A 17,143-nucleotide genomic window follows, 5' to 3' on the forward strand; every position below is an offset into this window, starting at 1 on the left:
CGATTGGCACAATTCGGGCGCGGGTCAAGCCGCTCGGGGCGAGGCGGGCCTTGCTACCGGCCGAGCAGATTGCGCGCCTGGCTGGCGATTTGCGCGAGCATGGCGGGCGATACTTGTGCCTGCGTCTGCGCGCGCCCGATCATTCTGCGGAACTGGTCGATCGCGGCGGAATGCTCTTCCGCCCAGCCAGCCACCGCGCCGAGCGGATCGGTTTTCGCCCCCTTGCGCCGCGACAGCCGGCGCAGGAAGTCGAGCCGCATCTGCTGGAAATCGCGCGAGAGCCCTGCCACCAGCAGGCGTTCCCACACGTCCGACGGATTCATCAGCGCCGAGGTGCTCTGCGCCCAATCGAGTCCGAGCCGCTGGCCGAGATCGGTGAAGGCCGCCGTCAGTGCGCGGGCATCGATTTCGGCCATGCCTGCCAACGAGGCGAGCCCCACGGTGCCGTCGAGATCGTAGAGCAAGGCAACCCGGGCCGCGAGCCTTTCGGGCGCGCCCAAGGCGACGAACTCGCCCACCAGACGGTCCGACTGCTGGCGCGATGCCGCGGTCAGCAGTTCCTCTGTCTCGGTCGACAGCTGGCCAACGCCCTTCGACAACGCGGCGATGATGGCGCTCGGCAGGGTAACGCTCGCGCCGGCCCTGATGAGATCCGCCATATGGCTGCGCAGCGCGCCCGCCGCGTGGCGAAACAGTAGAAGCCGCGCCTCTTCGGGCATCTTCGCCGTCTCGATCTCCGCCCACAGCGCGTCCATCCCGAACAGCTCCCGGGCCGAGACGAAAGCGGCGCAGATATCCGCCAGGCCGACGCCTTCTTCCTCCGACAGTTCGAAGGGATGGATGATGCCCATCCGGTTGACGATCAGATTGGCCAGCTTGGTCGCGATGATCTCGCGGCGCAGCTGGTGGCTCTCGATCTGCTGGCGGAACCCCTTGCGCATCGGCGCGGGGAAATAGTCGATCAGCATCCCGCTCAGGCTGGCATCGTCGGGCAGCGTCGTCTTCTCGATAGCTTCCTGCAGGACGAGCTTGGTCGAGGACAGCAGCACGGCCAGCTCGGGGCGGGTGAGTCCGATGCCTTCTGCGGCGCGGCGCGACAGGACATCGCTCGCGGCCAGGCCTTCGGTCCGGCGATCGAGCGCGCCGCGACCTTCCAGCGATTCGATCAGATGGAGCTGCGCGGCAACCGCAGGCGCACGCCCGGCCTCGGCGATCGACAACGCGAGCGCCTGCAACCGGTTGTCCTCCAGCACCAGATGCGCGACCTCGTCGGTCATTTCGACCAGCAGCGCGTTGCGCTTCTTGAGCGATAGCTTGTCGCTCCGCATCGCGGCGGCGAGCGCGATCTTGATGTTGACCTCGTTGTCCGAGCAATCGACCCCGGCCGAATTGTCGATGAAGTCGGTGTTGATCCGACCGCCGTGGAGCGCGAATTCGATCCGGGCCGCCTGCGTCACGCCCAGATTGGCGCCTTCGCCGATCACCTTGGCGCGCACCTCGTTCGCATCGATCCGCAGCGGGTCGTTGGCCGGGTCGCCGACCTGCACGTTGTTCTCGTGGCTGGCCTTCAGATAGGTGCCGATGCCGCCGAACCAGATCAGGTCTACCGGCGCGCGCAGGATCGCGGAAATCAGTGCATCGGGTTCGAGCTCCTTGTCCTCGATTCCCAGCAGCTTGCGCACCTTGGCCGAAATCGGAATCCGCTTGAGCGTGCGCGAATAGACCCCGCCGCCCTTCGAAATCAGCGTCGGATCGTAATCCTCCCAACTCGACCGCGGGAGGTCGAACATCCGCTGGCGCTCCTTCCAGCTCGCCGCCGGATCGGGATCGGGATCGAGGAAGATGTGCCGGTGATCGAACGCCGCCTTGAGGCGGATCGCCTTCGACAGCAGCATGCCGTTGCCGAACACGTCGCCCGACATGTCGCCGCAGCCGACCACGTCGACCGGATCGTTTTGCACGTCGAGGCCCATTTCGAGGAAATGGCGCTGGACCGAAACCCACGCCCCCTTGGCGGTGATCCCCATCGCCTTGTGGTCGTAGCCGTAGGAGCCGCCGCTGGCGAAGGCATCGTCGAGCCAGAAATCGCGGCTCTGCGCGATGCCGTTGGCGACATCGGAGAATTTGGCTGTGCCCTTGTCGGCGGCGACCACGAAATAGGGGTCTTCGCCATCATAGATGACGACGGCTTCGGGATGCACGACCTTCCCGTCGATGATGTTGTCGGTCACCGACAGCAAGGTGCGGATAAACACCTCGTAGCTGGCCTGACCCTCTGCCGCCCAGCCGTCGCGATCGACCGCGGGATTGGGCAGCTGCTTGGGATAGAAGCCGCCTTTAGCCCCGGTCGGCACGATGACTGCGTTCTTGACCCGTTGCGCCTTCATCAGCCCCAGGATCTCGGTGCGGAAATCGTCGCGCCGGTCGGACCAGCGCAGGCCGCCGCGGGCCACTGGCCCGGCGCGCAGGTGGATCCCTTCGACCCGGCGTGAATAGACGAAAATCTCGCGCCATGGCACCGGCTTGGGCAGGTTTGGGACCAGGTCGGACTGGATCTTGAACGCCAGCGCTTCCTCCGCCGCGGGAGCGAAGGCGTTGGTGCGCAGGATCGCCTTCACCAGCGCGTGGTAGAGCCGGAGCAGGCGATCGTCGTTGATCGCATTGACCTTCGCCAGACCTGACCGAATGCGCGCATTGGCATCGCTTGCCTGCGCATCGCGGTCGCCGGCGAAATCGGGGTCGTGCAGAGTGCGAAACAGGTCGATAAGGGCAAGCGTCACCGAAGGCGCGCGGCTCAAGGCGTCGACCACGGTATAGATGGTGAAACCCATCCCGGTCTGCCGCAGATAGCGATAGAACGCGCGCAGCCAGTTGGCTTCGTCCGCCGCCAGCCCGGTGCCAAGCACCAGCCGGTTGAACGGATCGTTCTCCGCTTCGAGGTTGAGCACGGCGGCAATGGCGCGCTCGATCGCGTCGGCCCGCTCCAGCAGGGCAGCGGCATCGTCACCCTCGGGCGGGCTCAGCGTGAAGTCGTGGATCGTGCCGAGCCGTCCGCCATCGAGCGGGGTGGGCACTTCCTCGAGCACGGCAAAACCGAAATTCTCCAGCGCAGGCACCGCGTCGGACAAGGGCAAGGCACCCTCGTGTTCGTAGATCTTGAGCCGAAGCCGGGTGGCCGGGTCACCTTCACGGCGGAACAGCCGAGCATCACGCTTGAACAAGGATCGATCGTTGCGGTCGGCATCGACCGCCATGAGATGGCGCATCCGGCGGATATCGCGCGCGGCTTCCTCCGCGCCGTAGCTGCTGCGATAGGCGGAAGGGAACGCGTCGGCAAATCGACCTGCAATGGCGGCAGCGCGTCCGGCGTCTTCGGTCTTGGCGAGCTCCTGCTCGACTTCCTCCGTCCAGCCGCGCAGCATCGCCTGCAGCTTGTGTTCGATCGCTTTCTCGTCATGCCGCGTGTCGCCTGCACGCAAGTCGAGCACAAAGCGCAACATGGCCAGATTGCCGCCTTCGACGGTCAGGCTCCAGTCGAGCAGCGCAGCACCTGTCGAGACTTCGAGGAGGTCCTGGATCTGGTGGCGCAACTGGGTTGAAAGCGCGTCGCGCGGCAACCAGACGAAGGCAAACAGGTGGCGCGCGAGCGGCGCCTCGACCAGCGACAGCCGCGGACGCGGGCGATCGACCAGGCTCATCATCGTGGTCGCTATGCGTTCAATGTCGTGCTTGGAAAAACCGATCACCAGGTCGTGCGGCAGCGCGGTGAGTGCGTGGACCAGTGCTTTGCCCGCATGACCGCCGGCATCGAAACCGAACTTGGCCATGAGCTCGGCAAGATGGGTCCGCAGTCCCGGAATCTCGATCGGGGAAGCAGCGAGCGCGGCGCTGGTCCAGACCCCGGCATGGACCGAGATCGCGGCAACTTTGCCATCTTCCTCGATCGGAATCAGGAACAGGTCGAGCGGTACCCGGCGGTGGACGTTGGCGAGGATGTTGGCCTTGATGATCAATGGCACGCGGCTGTGGCGCAGCTTCGGATCGTCGAACCAGGCGAAGGCGCGATCGAACGATGCGTCGGCCAGAATCTGCCTGGCGCTCTTGCGGCAGATGCCGAGCTTGTCGCTCTGGCTCCCGTCGCGGTGGCGGGTGACATGGCCGAGCTGGGTCAGCATCCCGCCTTCGAGCCAGCCGAGCAGGGCGGCGCCTTCGCCTTCGCCGATACGCTTCGCATCGGCGCACATCGCTTCGCGCATCGCGGGCCAGTCGCTGACCGCCGCTCGCACATCGGCAAGCGTCGCCCGCAGGGCTGCCTCCAACTCGCGCCGTTCGCGCGCATCGGCCCGGGCGGTCTCGATGTAAATCATCGATTCGCGCCCGGTAGCTTCCGGCTTGCCGGCAAGAACCTCGGTCAGTTCGCCGGATGCGGAGCGCTTGACGCTGATGACGGGGTGAACCAGCCGATCGATCGCCAGCCCTTGCGCGGCGATGGTGGCGGCGATCGAATCGACCAGGAACGGCATGTCGTCGTTCACTATCGCGATCCGCAGCATCCGGCGTTCGGCGCTGGCAGAGGTGATGCCCATAGAAGATCGCTGTTCGTCGCGCCGCGCAGCGATGTCGATCATGTAGCGCGCAGCGTCTTCCAGCTCGCCCTTGGCGAATGGGGTGTCGCCCGGGAGCAGCGATGCCTGCATATGCTTGGCAAGGGCGTCGATCTTGGCGGATTCGCCCGCCAGGCGCCGTTGGGGTTGACGGGAAGAGGCGGCCTTGTTCGCACCCATCGCGCATGCTCCGTAGGGCCTTCGCCCTGTTATTTTGTTGCCGCACCGTGCAGCTATACTGCGCGATAGGCTTATCTTCTCCCGGCTGCAAGCGCAGCCATCCCCAGTCTTAGCAGAGCTTGCCGCCCGCGCGTAGCGCTAGCTTGCGGCCAGTGCGTGTTGCGTCAGTTCAAGCGATCTGATGCGGTCCGCAGGATCGTAAGTCGATCCGGCAACGATGATCTCGTCGGCCTGGGTTCGGACTACGAACGCATCGATCGCGGCTTTGACGGTGGCGGGCGAACCGATCGCGCTGGCCTGGCCGATATGCTCAATCATCGCCCGGACCGGCGGCGGAAGGCTCTCCCGAAAACCCGTCACCGGAGGCGGCAGCTTGCCCGGATTGCCTGTGCGCAGCCGGACGAAGGCCTGCAATTGCGAACTCGCGATATGCTCGGCTTGCTCATCCGTCTCTGCCGCGAAGACCTGCATTGCGGCCATCACATAGGGCCGGTCGAGCTGTTCCGACGGCTGGAAGTTCCTCCGGTAGAGCTCCAGCGCGGCGTCGAGATGATCGGGGGCAAAATGCGATGCAAAGGCATAAGGGATGCCCAGCCTCGCCGCGAGCTGCGCGCCGAACAGGCTGGAGCCAAGCATCCAGAACTCGGGCGTCGCGCCGACCCCCGGCGTCGGGTGAATCTCGGTCTCGCCGCGCATCAGCGCCATCAGTTCGACCACGTCGTGCGGGAACATCTCTGCGGCGCGGTGCAGGTCCTTGCGCAGCGCGCGCTGCAGCTCCGGTCCCGCCCCGGGGGCACGGCCCAGGCCGAGGTCGACGCGTCCGGGGAACAATGCGTCGAGCGTGCCGAACTGCTCGGCGATCTGGAACGGAGTGTGGTTGGGCAGCATGATGCCGCCCGAACCGATCCGGATGGTCGAAGTGGCATTGCCGATATGCGCCAGCACCACCGATACGGCACCCCCGGCGATGCCTTCCATGGCATGATGCTCGGCAACCCAGAAGCGTGTGTAGCCAGACGCTTCGGCGGCCTTCGCGAGCTCGGTTGCGGCCGCAAGGGCCTCACCAATCGTCCCGCCTTCGCGCACGGGGACAAGATCGAGCACGGAAAGCGAAATGGTCATTCGGTCGGCTGGTCCAGTTGTTCGAGTTGCGCCAGATAGCCCTTGGCGGTCTCGCCATGGGCACCGGCGTTAGGCAAGGCAATCACCGATTCGAAGCTTGCCTTCGCAGCCGAATAGCGGCCCGACAATACGGCGATCACGCCTGCTTCGAGCCCGATCTCGGGATCGAAGGCGTCGATATCGGCAGCGCGTTCGACAAAGCCCTGCGCCTGCTCAAGCGCGCCCTGTCTCCGCGCGAGGGTGGCGGACAGCAACCATACTTGGGCCGATTGGGGAGTTCGCTCGCGCGCCGCTTCGAGCGTACGGGATGCGGACGGTACATCGCCTGCGCCGACTTCGACGATGGCCTGATCGGCAGCGATCTGGCCTGCGGTGACCGGGTCGCCTGCTGCCAACGCATCCTCGATTGCCAGTTCGAATGCAGTCCGCGCTTCGGTGATTCGCCGCGCTTCGACCAAGGCATGGGCGCGCTGGCTGCCGAGCCGTGCCTGCCAGTCCGGCATCCCGACCGCCGCTTCGCGTGCGATCAGGAAGCCGGCTGCCGCTTCGTCCCACAGGCCCTGCTCGCCTTGCGCCAGGGCGAGGCAATGCAGTGCGCCGATCCGATCCCGGCCGTCGAGCAACTCGGCATTCCGTGCGGCGATGCGAGCGACTTCCGAAGGTTCTGTCTCCCCGCCCAGCGGGCAAGCCGGAGCGACAGCCTGCGGCTCCGGCGCGCGCACCGGATCGATCGCTTCCTCGCGCGGCGAGCGGGGTATCGTGTTGGCCACCGAATCGGGCGAAGGGTTGGGTCCGACCTGCAGCAACATGGCAAGGATGAAGGAGATGGGCATCGAAACTCCGGCGCGTTCATTCGGCGTGACGCAGCAGGCCATCGACCTGTGCAAGAAGCAAGGCAATGTCCCGATCGCGCGACAGGCGGTGGTCGCCGTCCTTGATCAAGGTCACCTGTACGTCGTCCGAACGCAGCGCCCCGGCGAGGCGCATCGAGATATCCCACGGCACGTCGTTGTCGGCTTGGCCGTGCAGCAGCCGCACCGGGCAGTCGATCGGGATCGTATCCCCAAGCAGCAAATTGTCCTGTCCATCCAGAAAGAATCCGGGGTGGATCGGAGTCGGCTCCGGTCCGTAAGGATTCTCGTCGAACACGGTCTCGCCGCCGCGCAGCCGCAGCTTGTCCTGCACGCTGCGCCCCCAATCGGTGAAGTCGGGTGCGGCAGCAATGCCGACCATCCCGGCAAGCTGCGGACCCAGCTTGAGACCGATCAGCAACATCAGCCATCCGCCCATAGAGGATCCCACCAGAATCACCCGGTCGAGGCCCTTCGCTGAAATCAGGTCAAGCACCTCGTCGCACCAGCGGCCGAGCGTGCCGTCGGCGAAATCGCCGCTGCTCTGCCCGCAACCCGAGTAATCGAGCAACAGGCAAGCACGGTCATTGTCCTGTGCCCAGTCCAACAGGGCGGTCGCCTTGCCGCCCTCCATGTCGGATTTGTATCCCGGCAGGAAAACCAGCGCGGGGCTTGTGCCGGGCAAATATCGGTGTGCGATATTCCGCCCGTCGGGCATGGTGTGGAACAAGATGTCGCTCATCCCGCAGGCTTTTCCCCTATCGCCCGGATTCGGGCAAGGGCACGCATCGATGCGGTCGCATCAATAAAGGTCGGGGGAATAGTGCGGTGCGGTTTCGTCACGCTCGTCCCGGCCACCCTGGCAGCCGGCGAGTGCAAGACTCAGGATGATCAAGAAAAACCGCATGGCACCACACCTATTAGTCGCGTTGGAAGATCTCTTCAATCGTCTGCTCGAAGACTTCGGCAATCTTGAAGGCGAGCGGCAAAGAGGGATCGTATTTCCCGGTCTCTATTGCATTGACGCTCTGGCGTGAAACTCCGAGCCGCTCTGCCAGATCCTGCTGGCTCCAGTCGCGCATCGCGCGCAGGACTTTCAGCTGGTTCTTCATTCCGCGCGCACCTTCATCCACAATTGCGCTATGGCGAGCCCGAGAGCCCAGACCGGCAACACCCACCACGACCAGATATGCGGAACCAGTTCGAACATCTCCAGAAAGCCCCAGAAGATGCCGATCGCCAGCACCCCGCCCAATCCGACCAATGCCGCCATCGTGGTGCGATAACGCAGATACTCGTCTTCCTCCTCGATCAGATAGCGGGCCATGGCCCAGATCATTCCGAATGTCGGCAAGACGGGAAGCATGGAAATGGCGAAGATCGCCGGGCGGGCCAAATCATAGTTGCGCCACAGGGAGATCGCGGTTCCGAGCCCCAGCACATAACCGAACGAAGCGATCAGCACGCGGCGATTATAGATCCGCATCGCCGGGCTGTTGCAACCGCTGCGCTCACCCGCTTTCACGATCGGGATCAGCAGCAGCATTGTCAGGGCGAGCAGCACCGTGCCGGTCGGGCTATTGATCGCATCGGTTACGCGCCACGCGACGATCGCGCCGATATTGGCGCAGAACAGGCCGATCCAGAAGCCTTGCGAACGGCCTTGCGGCTTGCTCTCCCCGGTCACGCGCATTTTCCACAAGCTGCGGCCTTGGTCCCAATTGCCCAAGGCAGGAACACGAGCAGACCCAGCGGGGCAAATTGTGCAACTTGCTCGGGCAAGAACTCAAACACGCTAGCGAACGCCACCAGGATCATGGCGCTCGCCAGTATCAGCGCTTTATGAACGGAGGTCATTGTCAATGGTCCTTTTCTTGATGTAAAGCGTGATTGTCACAAACGGATGTGATTGTCAAGCACGCTTATCGAAATGACTGGCAAGCTTGTCATTCAGCCCCGTCGCGACGGGCTGACGGCCCGTCTTTGCATCGTCACGCTAAGAGCGTAACGCTGGCCCCATGACCGACCGCACCTCCTCTTCTGCGCTGGCGCTGTCGCGGCGCTCCCTGTTCCAGCTTGGCATTGTCGGCGGCGCGCTGGCAGCGGCCCCGCTGGCGGCGAAATATCCGCTCGGTTTCACCCACGGCGTGGCGAGCGGAGAGCCCGGCCCCGATGGCGTGCTGCTGTGGTCACGCTTCGCCGCCGGGCAGCCGGTAACATTGCAATGGGAAGTGGCCGAGGATGAAGGCTTCAGCCGTGTCGTGGCGGGCGGGTCCGCGCTCGCTTCACCTGACAACGACTGGTGCGTCAAGCCGCGCGCCAGCGGGCTTTCGGCTGACCGCTGGTACTATTTTCGATTTATTGCCCCAAGCGGTGCGACCTCCTGCACGGGCAGCACGCGCACTTTACCGGTGGGAGCGGTCGAGCAATTCCGGATGGCGGTGGTCGGCTGTTCGAACAAGCTGTTCGGCTGGTTCAACGCCTATGCCCATATCGCCGAGCATGGCGATTTCGATCTGGTGCTGCACACGGGGGATTATCTCTACGAATACCCGGTGGGTACCTATCCAACCGCTTCCGAAGCGCTGGCGGGGCGTGCGATCGACCCGCTCCACGAGATCGTCGCGCTGGCGGACTATCGCGCGCGCTACGCAAGCTATCGCAGCGATCCTGACCTGCAGCGGCTGCACCAGCTTTATCCGATGCTGCATGTATCGGACGATCATGAGAGCGCGAACGATGCCTATGCGCTGGGCGCGGAGAATCACGATCCGGCGACCGAAGGCACATGGGAGGCCCGCAAACGCGCGGCGATCCGCGCCCGCGCCGAATGGATGCCAGTCTCGGATGCCGCCTGGGCATCGTACGACATCGGCAACCTCGCCACCCTGTTCCGCCTCGAAACCCGCCTGACCGCGCGGACGAAGCCGTTCGATCTCGGCGAGATCGCCAAGCGCGGCGGCGGCGATCCGGGGCGCACGCTTTCCGCGCTCGAAGCGTTCCGCGACGGCGAATGGCGCGAACCGTCGCGCACGCTGATGGGCGCGGAGCAGGAGAGCTGGCTCGCCGAAGGGTTCAAGGCATCGCGCGGTGCCGGCAAGAAATGGCAAGTGCTGCTTCAGCAGGTCGTCATGGCGAGCCTCAAGGGCGCGCCCGAAATCGCCGAGGGCATGACCGCAGCAGTTCCCGATTACCTGCGCAAGCGGATCATGGCCGGAGCACTGAACGCGCGCGTCGGGCTGCCGTTCAACATGGACGCCTGGGACGGCTATCCTGCCGCGCGCGAACGCTTGTTGCGTGCGGCGCAGGAGGCTGACGCCAATCTCGTGGTGCTGGCGGGGGACAGCCACAATGCCTGGGCCTCCGAACTCTCGAACGCGAATACCGGTGCCGGTGTAGAGTTCGCCGGGCATTCGGTCTCCTCGCCGGGGTTCGAAAGCTATCTCTCGTGGATCAAGCCGCAGGATCTGGCGGCGCAGACCGTGCGCGCCAATCCGCAGCTCAAATGGGCGGAAACCGCAAGCCGCGGCTATATGGCGGTCGAGCTTTCCCCGGCGCGGGTGACGAGCGAATACCGCTTCCTGCAAGGTGTGCGCAACCGGTCGACCCAGCTTGCCGGAACGCAGCGGCTTTCCACCGCTGTCGGAAGCCATAGGCTCGAGATCGGTTGAATCTTTCCCTTCTTGCGGCTAGGCTCTTTGTCATGCGCAACGCTATTGACTCGCAGACTACCACCACCACCCCGGTTCTCCGGGGGTGGGTGCTCGCGGCCTGACGCGCAGCCCCGCCGCCCGGTTTCGGGCGGTCGGCGTTTCCTCCCGAAATCGCGAGAATCCATCAAACGCCGCTTCAAGCGTGTGCCCTCTTGTGCCATGGGCGCGCCAAACGAACGGATGAGACGATGACGGAACTGCTCAAGATCAGCCTGCCCGACGGATCGGTGCGCGAAATGGAACGCGGATCGACCCCGGCAGCCGTTGCAGCGGCGATCGGCCCGGGCCTGGCCAAGGCTGCCATTGCCGCGCGGGTTGATGGCGAGCTGCGCGATTTGGGCCGCCCGTTCGACGGCGATGCCGAGCTGGCGCTGGTGACCAGCCGCGACGAGGCCGATGCGCTCGAGCTCGCACGCCACGATTTCGCGCATGTGCTGGCGGAAGCCGTCCAAGCGCTGTGGCCCGGCACGCAGATCACCTTTGGCCCTGCGACCGACGATGGCTTTTACTACGACGTCAAGGCCCCCGAAGGACGCGAGCCCTTCAGCATGGATGATCTGCCCGCGATCGAGGAAAAGATGCGCGAGATTATCCGGGCGGACAAACCATTGCGCCGCGAAGTCTGGTCGCGCCAGCAGCTGATCGACAAGTGGAGCGCCGAAGGCGAGAGCTTCAAGGCCGAATGGGCGCAGGAACTGCCCGAGGACGAGGAACTGACCGTCTACTGGTCGGGAGAAGACTGGCTCGACATGTGCCGCGGCCCGCACCTGCCCTCGACCGGCAAGCTCGATCCGCAGGCATTCAAGCTGATGCGGGTCGCCGGGGCCTATTGGCGCGGCGACCAGAACAATGCGCAGCTCACGCGCATCTATGGCACCGGCTGGCTGAACAAGAAGCAGCTCGACGCGCATCTCCACCGGCTGGAAGAAGCCGCCAAGCGCGACCACCGCAAGCTGGGCCGCGAGATGGACCTGTTCCATCTGCAGGAAGAAGCCCACGGCAGCGTGTTCTGGCATCCCAAGGGCTATCGCATCTGGCGCGAGCTCGAGGCCTATATGCGCCGCAAGATGGACGGGGCGGGCTACCGCGAGATCAAGACCCCGCAGCTGATGGATGTGCGCCAGTGGACCCAGTCGGGCCACTGGGGGAAGTATGCGCAAAACATGTTCGCGGTCCCCGACATTGTGCCCGATGTCGATGATTCCGGGGAAACGGCGGCTGCACCCAGAATTGCGCCCGATGCCCAGTGGCTCGCCATGAAGCCAATGAACTGTCCGGCGCACGTGCTGGTGTTCAAGCAGGGCATCACGAGTTACCGCGACCTTCCGATCCGGCTGGGCGAAATGGGATGCTGTCACCGCAACGAACCACACGGTGCGCTGCATGGGCTGATGCGGGTGCGCCAGTTCACGCAGGACGACGCGCATATCTTCTGCACCGAAGCGCAGGTGGTGGAAGAAGTGCGCGCCTTTTGCGCGCTGGCGGATAGCGTCTACAAGGACTTCGGCTTTACCTATCACGTCAAGCTGGCGCTGCGGCCCGATGCGCGCTTCGGCAGCGATGCTGACTGGGACAAGGCCGAACAGGAGCTGCGCGACGCCGTGGCCGAGGCCGGGATGGCGAACGACGAATATGGCTGGGAGGAACTGCCCGGAGAGGGGGCGTTCTATGCGCCCAAGCTCGAATGGCATCTGACCGATGCCATCGGTCGCACCTGGCAGGTCGGCACGATCCAGGGCGATCGGGTGCTGCCCGAACGGCTCGACGCGAATTATGTCGGCGAGGATGGCGAGCGTCACCGCCCGGTGATGCTGCACCGCGCGATTTTCGGTTCCTACGAACGCTTCATCGGCATCCTGATCGAGCATTTCGCCGGCCGCCTGCCGGTCTGGCTCGCTCCGGTGCAAGCGGTGGTGGCGACGATCGTTTCGGATGCGGATGACTATGGCAAGGACGTCGTGGCGAAGCTTGAAGCCGCCGGAATCCGGGTCGAGAGCGATTTCCGCAACGAGAAGATCAACTACAAGGTGCGCGAGCACTCGGTCGCGAAAGTCCCGCATTTGCTGGTTGTGGGCATGCGCGAGGCCGAGGAAGGCACCGTTGCCGTCCGCACGCTGGGCGAACAGCACCAGAAGGTGATGCCGCTCGACGAGGCGATTGCGATGCTGGTCAAGGCTGCAACACCACCCGACCTGGCCAGCGACTGAGGGGTGGAGCTGCTCGCAGGCTTCACCGCACTCCAGATCGGAGTGGCGCTGGCCGCGACTTTCTTCGGTGCCTTCGTCCGCGGGCTTGCCGGGTTTGGGCTGGCCTTGGTGCTGGTCCCGGTTCTGGCGCTGGCGATAGCGCCGCTCGAGGCGGTGCTGATCACCAATTGCCTCGCTCTTCTGATCGGGCTGAGCGAGATTGCGAAGCTCTATGCCGCCGCCGAACGTTCCGCGCTGACCATCGCCGGACTCGTCCTGTTGACGACGGCTCCGGGCATGGTGTTGCTCGCCTCAACTCCCCCTGATCTTGCGCGATTGCTCATTGCGATGGTTGCGATATCGGCATTTGTCGCCATCCTCCTGCCGCAACGACCGGCCGGCCAGCCGACAGCAATCATCACGGGACTGGTCGGCATTACGAGCGGGTTTCTGACGGGATTCGCCGGCATGCCCGGACCGCCCGTTGTGCCCTATTATGTCGGGCGAGCAATCCCGCGAGAGGTCGCCAAGGCCTCGATGCTGCTGATTTTTACCATTGCATCGGTTACGGGTCTGGCCTCTGGTGCGGCGATCGGGCAGCTCGAAATGCGCTTGGTGGGGCTGGCTCTGCTTCTCTTTCCCATCGTCCTGATTGGTAACCTCTTGGGGACGAAGGCGTTTGGTACGGTGTCCGAAGGATTGTGGCGCACTGTCGTCGCAGTCGTGCTCGGCGCGACAGCGCTTGTGGCGCTGACACGGTTGGCACTTCCCTGACTTTCACAGGTATCGGGCAGCGCGGACCGTTCCTTCGGCGCGATCGCGCAGGATGACGGCGTAACGGTCCGCGCCCTTCGTTTCGAGCTGGCCTTGCTCCACATGGAAGCTGCCATTCTTGCCCGGAACAAGCTTGGTTTCCGCCCTTACCACGTTGCTGTAGCCCACGTTCCGCCCGCCATTCTCCCCGCGCCCGATCGCCACGCTGACATGCGAGGTCAGGGCCACCAGACTCAGTTCGCCGCCATTCGAACCGCCGGTCGAGATCTCGAATCCCCCTTCCTTGCGCTTTGCCACTTTGAGCACCGCATGGGGTTTTGCCGCAGAATCGCGAACGAGGCTGCGCACCTCGCGCGCGCGCGAGCCGACCGTGCCCGCGCGGCCATCGATGACGATTTGCGGGGTATAGACACCCGCCCCGGGGATCCCGCGCGACGAATAGGAGCGCTGAAGCTGCGTGTTTGCTTCGCGCGCAAGCGTATCCTTCCAGCCGAGGCGATCCCAATATGTCACCGGCCGGGTGACAACGACCAGCGACGGATCCTGCGCGAGCTTCTCGGCCAGCGCGTCGGCCGGCGGGCAGGAGGAGCAGCCCTGGCTGGTGAACAGTTCGACCAGAACGGGAGAAGCGGAGGAAGACGCCAGCTTCAAGCTCGTCGCTCTGGGCGACGATCCAGAACTGAATGAATGGTTGAGGCCCCATACACCCGCAGCGGTAATGGCAATGGCAGCAATCAGTGCAGGCGTCTTCATGGCGCGACTCCGAAGGGCTGGGGCCTCACCCCTTCGTTCGGTCGTACGCTGCGACTGGTTACATCGGGGAGCTTCAGAAGGGCCGGATCGTTCCCGCCAAGGCGAGGGCGAGTCCGCAACCCAGCACGAGCGCCGAACGCAGGACTTCGAGCGCTTGCGCTTCGTTGTTCCAAATCGATAGGGCAGTTCTGGCCATGGCGGCATTGTCACGCCCAGACGCTAACAATGGCTTAAGAAGCGATATCCAGCCTCGGCATCTGCTGGCTTGCACAATGAAAGCCGCCGCCACCGGCGAGCACCGCATCGGCAGGCAGGCCGATGGTCGCGCGATCGGGGAAAAGTCCGGCAATTGCGGCAACCCCGGCCGCATCGTGGACCGAGCCGAAGGTCGGCACCACCACGAGATGGCTGGTGATGGCGAAATTGGCATAGCTGGCCGGTTCGATCAGGCCGCCCCGCGTCACCAGCCCGGGCGAGGGAATCTCCGCCAGCTCGACGCCGAATTCGAGCGCGCGCGCCTTCGCATCGGCGTAGATTGCGGCATTCGGATCGTCGGCGCCGGTCGCGCGCGGCAAGGCGAGGCGATTGGGGCCGACGAAGCGTGCGAGGTTGTCGACATGACCGTCGGTGTGGTCGTTGATCAAGCCGTCGCCAAGCCAGAACACGCGGTCGAAACCAAGATCGCGTTCGAGCCGCTTTTCGATCTCGGCCCGCGACAGTTCGGGGTTGCGATTGGGATTGAGCAGGCATTGCTCGGTCGTAACCACCAGCCCGGTACCGTCTCCGTCGATCGCTCCGCCTTCGAGAATCCAGTCGCTCTCGATGACGGGCAAGCTGGCATCGCGCGCCAGTTCGGCCCCGATGGTCTGGTCGCCCTCCATCAGATACTTTCCGCCCCAGCCATTGAAGCGGCAGCGCAGCGCGGTCCCGTCAATCCGCACCAGCGGCCCGGTGTCGCGCAGCCATACATCGCCATAGGCACGTCGTTCGATACCTACCGCAGCCGTGCACAGCGCCCGCGCGCGCGCTTCGTTCGCCGCATTGCGAACCAGCAGGCGAACCTCCTGCCCGCTTTCGGCAACCGCATTGGCGAACGCCGCCATCTGCTCCTGCGCCTGGACAAGATAGCCCGGCCATTCGTCGGCATCGTGCGGGAAACCGATCCACAACCAGTCCTGCTTCGCCCATTCGGACGGCATGAGGGTGCTCACGCTGCGATGCTCCACCGACCTTGGCTTCAGCAACCCTTGGCGGACGCCGCGCAGCTGGCGTCGCGCGCGGCCTTGAACTCGTCGCCTTCGACCCAGTTCGGCCATTCGTCGCTCATCGCGAGCATACGCCCGAGGCGGTAGTAGAGCTGGAGATCGGCCATCACGCCGTTCCAGTGCCAGGCCTCACGGTAGGCGTCGCTCGGCTGGTGGTAGTCTTTCTCCGTATACTCCTTGGCGAAGGCCGCGCCCGCTGCCTTGCCGCCGTCGATCAGGTCTTCGCCCCCGTCGATATAGAGCATCGGCACGCCGCGCTTGGCGAAGGAGAAGTGGTCCGAGCGGTAATAATAGCCCTTCTCCGGAGTCGGTTCGGGGGTTGCCGTGCGGCCCAGTGCCACGAGTGCCCGGTCGAGATAGCCATCGAGCATGCTTTTGCCGCCGCCGACGACGGTCACGTCCTTGGCGGGGCCTGCCATCGACAATGCATCCATGTTGACCCCGCCCACCGTCTGGTCGAGCGGGAAGACGGGATTGGCGGCATAATAGGCCGAGCCGAGCAAGCCCGATTCTTCCGCCGTGACCGCGAGAAAAACCAGCGACCGCGCAGGCGCGCCAGCCTTCGCATGCGCCTCACCCAGCGCGACCAGCGCAGCGGTACCGGTGGCGTTGTCGATCGCGCCGTTGCAGATGTCGTCGCCTGCAGCATTCGCGCCGCAGCGGCCGAGATGGTCCCAATGCGCGGTGTAGAGCACATATTCGTCGGGCCGCTCGCTGCCGGGTAGCATGGCGATGACGTTTTGCGACTGAAACTTGCGCACGGCGTTGTCGAAGCTGGTGGACAGCTTGAGACCGAGCGGAACCGCCTTGAATCCCTTTCGCTTGGCGGCCGCCGAAAGCGCGCCGAGGTCCTGCCCTGCGCTCGCCAGGATTTTCTCGGCGACCGGCTTCTGTACCCAGCCGTTCATCGCGGTCTGGATGGCCCCGCCGTCGGCGCTCTGGGCATAGGCCTGCGGCCCGGTCCAGCTCGATTCGACCACGTTCCAGCCATAGGCCGCGGGGAATTCGTCGTGCACGATGATCGCCGCGGTCGCGCCTTGGCGCGCGGCTTCCTCGAACTTGTAGGTCCAACGCCCGTAGAACGTCATCGCGCGCCCGTTGAATTCGCCTTCCAAGCCCTGCGTCTCGTAATCCGGATCGTTGACTAGGATGACCGCCGTCTTCCCCTTCATGTCGATGCCGGCATAGTCGTTCCAGCCCTTCTCGGGCGCGTTGATGCCATAGCCGACGAACACGAGCTCGCTGTCCTCGATTCGGGTTTTGGCGGCTTCGCGATAGCTGACCCCGACCCAGTCGCTGCCGTCCTTGAAGCTCAACGCCTGTTGGCCGCCGGTGATCGTGAGCGGGGCAAAGTTGCTTCCGGTAATCTCGACCAGCGGCACTTCCTGCACCCAATGGCCCTTGTTGCCGGGCTGGAGACCAGCCTGCCTGAACTGCTCGATCAGGTAGCTGACGGTCTTTTCTTCGCCCACCGTCCCGACGCCGCGCCCCTCGAATTCGTCCGACGCGAGCGATTTGACCGCAGTCTGCATCGTCTTGAGCGAGATATCGCCTGCACCGACTTCGGAGGGTCCGGGCGCGGAAACTGTGGTGCATGCGGCGAGCGCGATGGCGGCACCGGCGACGAAAAATGTGCGGATCATGGGGATGGCCTCTCGCCAATTGTTCAGAACTTCTCGATTGGCCTTCCATTGC

At 64.7% G+C, this 17,143-nt stretch carries 14 protein-coding genes; 3 read left to right on the forward strand and 11 right to left on the reverse strand.

The window, feature by feature from the left end; translation table 11 throughout:
• Positions 1-53 precede the first annotated feature (53 nt).
• From NSO95_RS00575 to NSO95_RS00605, 7 genes are all read right to left on the reverse strand, one after another.
• Positions 54-4,784 carry an NAD-glutamate dehydrogenase gene (locus NSO95_RS00575; RefSeq protein ID WP_257594190.1) on the reverse strand — a complete coding sequence of 1,577 codons (4,731 nt, stop codon included), beginning with the start codon at positions 4,782-4,784 and terminating at the stop codon, positions 54-56.
• 138 nt (positions 4,785-4,922) lie between these two features.
• Positions 4,923-5,906: an LLM class flavin-dependent oxidoreductase gene (locus tag NSO95_RS00580; RefSeq protein WP_257594191.1), complete on the reverse strand. Its 984-nt coding sequence runs from the start codon at positions 5,904-5,906 to the stop codon at positions 4,923-4,925.
• Positions 5,903-6,739: a tetratricopeptide repeat protein gene (locus NSO95_RS00585; protein ID WP_257594192.1), complete on the reverse strand. Its 837-nt coding sequence runs from the start codon at positions 6,737-6,739 to the stop codon at positions 5,903-5,905. The genes NSO95_RS00580 and NSO95_RS00585 overlap by 4 nt, the downstream gene beginning before the upstream one ends.
• Before the next feature lie 16 nt (positions 6,740-6,755).
• On the reverse strand, positions 6,756-7,499 hold the full coding sequence (locus NSO95_RS00590) for an alpha/beta hydrolase (RefSeq protein WP_257594193.1): 744 nt from the start codon (positions 7,497-7,499) through the stop codon (positions 6,756-6,758).
• A gap of 178 nt (positions 7,500-7,677) precedes the next feature.
• A complete protein-coding gene (locus NSO95_RS00595; protein WP_257594194.1) occupies positions 7,678-7,869 on the reverse strand; it encodes a helix-turn-helix transcriptional regulator in 192 nt (63 codons plus the stop codon).
• Positions 7,866-8,444 carry a hypothetical protein gene (locus tag NSO95_RS00600; RefSeq protein WP_257594195.1) on the reverse strand — a complete coding sequence of 193 codons (579 nt, stop codon included), beginning with the start codon at positions 8,442-8,444 and terminating at the stop codon, positions 7,866-7,868. Before NSO95_RS00600 ends, NSO95_RS00595 begins: the two co-directional genes overlap by 4 nt.
• Complete coding sequence (locus NSO95_RS00605) at positions 8,441-8,614, reverse strand: hypothetical protein (RefSeq protein ID WP_257594197.1); 174 nt, start codon at positions 8,612-8,614, stop codon at positions 8,441-8,443. Before NSO95_RS00605 ends, NSO95_RS00600 begins: the two co-directional genes overlap by 4 nt.
• A 161-nt stretch (positions 8,615-8,775) precedes the next feature.
• Between NSO95_RS00605 and NSO95_RS00610 the strand changes: the two genes are divergently transcribed.
• From NSO95_RS00610 to NSO95_RS00620, 3 genes are all read left to right on the forward strand, one after another.
• Complete coding sequence (locus NSO95_RS00610) at positions 8,776-10,428, forward strand: alkaline phosphatase D family protein (protein WP_257594198.1); 1,653 nt, start codon at positions 8,776-8,778, stop codon at positions 10,426-10,428.
• Between the two features lie 230 nt (positions 10,429-10,658).
• A complete protein-coding gene (thrS, locus tag NSO95_RS00615) occupies positions 10,659-12,677 on the forward strand; it encodes a threonine--tRNA ligase (protein ID WP_257594199.1) in 2,019 nt (672 codons plus the stop codon).
• A gap of 3 nt (positions 12,678-12,680) precedes the next feature.
• The gene (locus tag NSO95_RS00620) at positions 12,681-13,430 is read left to right on the forward strand and encodes a sulfite exporter TauE/SafE family protein (RefSeq protein WP_257594200.1); all 750 of its coding nucleotides are present in this window, start codon (positions 12,681-12,683) and stop codon (positions 13,428-13,430) included.
• Between the two features lie 3 nt (positions 13,431-13,433).
• Here the strand turns inward: NSO95_RS00620 and NSO95_RS00625 are convergent, their stop codons facing one another.
• The 4 genes from NSO95_RS00625 to NSO95_RS00640 form a co-directional block, all read right to left on the reverse strand.
• On the reverse strand, positions 13,434-14,183 hold the full coding sequence (locus tag NSO95_RS00625) for a DUF1223 domain-containing protein (protein WP_257594201.1): 750 nt from the start codon (positions 14,181-14,183) through the stop codon (positions 13,434-13,436).
• Positions 14,184-14,256: 73 nt separating this feature from the next.
• Positions 14,257-14,379, reverse strand: coding sequence for a hypothetical protein (locus NSO95_RS00630; protein ID WP_257594202.1), 123 nt, complete (start codon positions 14,377-14,379; stop codon positions 14,257-14,259).
• Positions 14,380-14,413: 34 nt separating this feature from the next.
• Positions 14,414-15,382: an agmatine deiminase family protein gene (locus NSO95_RS00635; protein WP_257594659.1), complete on the reverse strand. Its 969-nt coding sequence runs from the start codon at positions 15,380-15,382 to the stop codon at positions 14,414-14,416.
• A gap of 38 nt (positions 15,383-15,420) precedes the next feature.
• Positions 15,421-17,091 carry a M28 family metallopeptidase gene (locus tag NSO95_RS00640; protein WP_257594203.1) on the reverse strand — a complete coding sequence of 557 codons (1,671 nt, stop codon included), beginning with the start codon at positions 17,089-17,091 and terminating at the stop codon, positions 15,421-15,423.
• Positions 17,092-17,143: the final 52 nt, after the last annotated feature.

It is taken from the genome of Parerythrobacter lacustris (assembly GCF_024626475.1).
Lineage (GTDB): Bacteria > Pseudomonadota > Alphaproteobacteria > Sphingomonadales > Sphingomonadaceae > Parerythrobacter_A > Parerythrobacter_A lacustris.

What these genes read in the sequence shown, in the direction of transcription:
- NSO95_RS00575 (WP_257594190.1), bottom strand. Translation starts at nt 4,784, where the DNA reads ATGGGTGCGAACAAGGCCGCCTCTTCCCGTCAACCCCAACGGCGCCTG.
- NSO95_RS00580 (WP_257594191.1), bottom strand. Translation starts at nt 5,906, where the DNA reads ATGACCATTTCGCTTTCCGTGCTCGATCTTGTCCCCGTGCGCGAAGGC.
- NSO95_RS00585 (WP_257594192.1), bottom strand. Translation starts at nt 6,739, where the DNA reads ATGCCCATCTCCTTCATCCTTGCCATGTTGCTGCAGGTCGGACCCAAC.
- NSO95_RS00590 (WP_257594193.1), bottom strand. Translation starts at nt 7,499, where the DNA reads ATGAGCGACATCTTGTTCCACACCATGCCCGACGGGCGGAATATCGCA.
- NSO95_RS00595 (WP_257594194.1), bottom strand. Translation starts at nt 7,869, where the DNA reads ATGAAGAACCAGCTGAAAGTCCTGCGCGCGATGCGCGACTGGAGCCAG.
- NSO95_RS00605 (WP_257594197.1), bottom strand. Translation starts at nt 8,614, where the DNA reads ATGACCTCCGTTCATAAAGCGCTGATACTGGCGAGCGCCATGATCCTG.
- NSO95_RS00610 (WP_257594198.1), top strand. Translation starts at nt 8,776, where the DNA reads ATGACCGACCGCACCTCCTCTTCTGCGCTGGCGCTGTCGCGGCGCTCC.
- thrS (WP_257594199.1), top strand. Translation starts at nt 10,659, where the DNA reads ATGACGGAACTGCTCAAGATCAGCCTGCCCGACGGATCGGTGCGCGAA.
- NSO95_RS00625 (WP_257594201.1), bottom strand. Translation starts at nt 14,183, where the DNA reads ATGAAGACGCCTGCACTGATTGCTGCCATTGCCATTACCGCTGCGGGT.
- NSO95_RS00630 (WP_257594202.1), bottom strand. Translation starts at nt 14,379, where the DNA reads ATGGCCAGAACTGCCCTATCGATTTGGAACAACGAAGCGCAAGCGCTC.
- NSO95_RS00635 (WP_257594659.1), bottom strand. Translation starts at nt 15,382, where the DNA reads ATGCCGTCCGAATGGGCGAAGCAGGACTGGTTGTGGATCGGTTTCCCG.
- NSO95_RS00640 (WP_257594203.1), bottom strand. Translation starts at nt 17,091, where the DNA reads ATGATCCGCACATTTTTCGTCGCCGGTGCCGCCATCGCGCTCGCCGCA.